General features: G+C 59.4%; 3 protein-coding genes. All 3 read left to right on the forward strand.

Annotated elements, in window-relative coordinates; translation table 11 throughout:
• Nucleotides 1-1,098, forward strand: a 1,098-nt coding sequence (locus tag ACRC1E_RS08660; RefSeq protein ID WP_438514699.1) for an alanine/glycine:cation symporter family protein, incomplete at its 5' end; no start/stop codon positions are given.
• A gap of 136 nt (nucleotides 1,099-1,234) precedes the next feature.
• Nucleotides 1,235-1,420: a hypothetical protein gene (locus tag ACRC1E_RS08665; protein ID WP_438514700.1), complete on the forward strand. Its 186-nt coding sequence runs from the start codon at nucleotides 1,235-1,237 to the stop codon at nucleotides 1,418-1,420.
• Between the two features lie 25 nt (nucleotides 1,421-1,445).
• Nucleotides 1,446-2,263 (forward strand): porphobilinogen synthase (gene hemB, locus ACRC1E_RS08670; RefSeq protein WP_438514701.1); only part of this gene is annotated, 818 nt, incomplete at its 3' end.

Consider the following 2,263-nt stretch of genomic DNA (forward strand, 5'->3'; position numbering starts at 1 on the left):
AAGGGCTTGGGCATGAAGCGCTACGCGATCGTTTTCGCGCTAGTGACCATTTTTGCCTGTGGCGTACTCTTGCCCGGCGTGCAGGCCAACTCGATCGCGGCCAGTTTGCAGACCGCGTTTGGTATTGAAACCACGGTGACGGCAGCCATTCTCGCCATTATTCTGGGCTTTATCATCTTCGGCGGCGTCAAGCGTATTGCTTCGTTTGCCGAGGTGGTAGTGCCCTTTATGGCGCTGAGTTACATCATCGTGGCTTGTGTGATTGTGGCTTTGAATATCCACCTGCTGCCCGGCGTACTGGCCCTGATCTTCAAGAGTGCTTTCGGCATGGAAGCAGGCTTTGGTGCGATTCTGGGTATGGCGATCCAGTGGGGCGTCAAGCGCGGCGTGTACTCCAACGAAGCCGGTCAGGGTACCGGCCCGCACGCTTCCAGTGCGGCTGCCGTTTCCCACCCGGCTAAACAGGGTCTGGTGCAGGCGTTCTCGGTGTATATCGACACCCTGTTTGTATGCTCGGCCACGGCTTTCATGCTGTTGATTACCGGCCAGTACAATGTGCAGGCGCCGGATGGTTCCGCAATGTATACCGGTATCGCCGGCGTGGCTGCGGGCCCGGGTTATGTGCAAACGGCGATGGAACACATCATGCCGGGCTTCGGCTCCATCTTTGTTGCAGTGGCGCTGTTTTTCTTCGCCTTCACCACCATCGTGGCTTACTACTACATTGCCGAGACCAATATTGCCTATCTCAACCGCAAGGTGAACCGGCCATGGCTGACTTTCGTACTGAAGCTGGCGCTGATGGCGGCAACGGTGTATGGCACGGTCAAAACCGCTGATCTGGCTTGGGGCATGGGGGATATCGGCGTCGGCCTGATGGCGTGGCTGAACATCACCGCCATCATCCTGCTGCAAAAGCCGGCCTTTATCGCTTTGCGCGACTATGAGGCACAGCGTGCGCAGGGGCTGGATCCGGTATTCCACCCGGAGAAGCTGGGCATCAAGCATGCCGATTATTGGGCGGGCCATCGTGCCGAGGACAACCTCGAGGCGGAGCGTGCCCAGGCTGCCGGCAAGCCGGCAAGCGCCGAGGCCTGATTCTTCAGTGTGCATTTGAAAAGCAGCAGACGGTGTCTGCTGCTTTTTTACGTCTGGCCGCCACCGCCTGATCGGCATACACTTTGCCATCAAGTGCCGGAGCCGTTCTTTGGCCTTATTTTTCCGGAAGCTTGCCATGGATATGCTGCATTCAACCTGGTTCTGGTGTGTAGTCGCCGCCGCGCCTTTTGTGCTGGTCATCAGCACGCTGGCGCGCCTTGCAAGGCGTGAACCGCCACCCGATCTTCCACCCGGCGTCAGTCCCGGCACCTATCGCATGCGTGCCGGGGATGACGACGATAAAGAACCCCGCCCAGATTGAGACGGGCCAAACCGAGACTGGACTCATGATTTTTGCCAACCGCTATTTTCCCGCTACCCGTTTGCGCCGCATGCGCAAGGACGAGTTTTCGCGCCGTCTGATGCGCGAGAACGTGCTGACTGCCAATGACCTGATCTACCCGGTGTTCGTGCTGGAGGGCGAGAATCGCGAACAGGCAGTGGCATCGATGCCGGGCGTCACCCGCCAGAGCCTGGACAAGCTGCTGTTTACCGCCGAAGAGGCGCTCAAGCTCGGCATTCCGATGCTGTCGATCTTTCCGGTGATCGAGTCCGGCAAGAACAACGAGGCGACCGAAGCCTACAACCCGGACGGCCTGGTGCCGACCGTGGTGCGCGAGCTGAAGGCGCGTTTCCCGGAGTTGGGCCTGATGACCGACGTGGCGCTCGACCCCTACACCGTCCATGGCCAGGACGGGCTGATCGACGACGCGGGCTACGTGCTCAACGACGAAACCACCGCCATTCTGGTCAAGCAGGCGCTGTGCCATGCCGATGCCGGCGCCGATATGGTCGGCCCGTCCGACATGATGGACGGGCGCATCGGTGCCATCCGCAGTGCGCTGGAAGAAGAAGGCTTCATCCATACCAAAATCTTTGCCTACTCGGCCAAGTACGCGTCCAGCTTCTACGGCCCGTTTCGCGATGCGGTCGGTTCGTCCGGCAATCTGGGCAAGGCCGATAAATATAGTTACCAGATGGACCCGGCCAATCTGGAAGAAGCCTTGCAGGAAGTGGCCATGGATCTGGAAGAGGGCGCCGATATCGTGATGGTCAAGCCGGGTATGCCGTATCTGGATGTGATCCGTCGCGTGAAAGACACCTT

Source organism: Craterilacuibacter sp. (assembly GCF_051659485.1).
Lineage (GTDB): Bacteria > Pseudomonadota > Gammaproteobacteria > Burkholderiales > Chromobacteriaceae > Craterilacuibacter.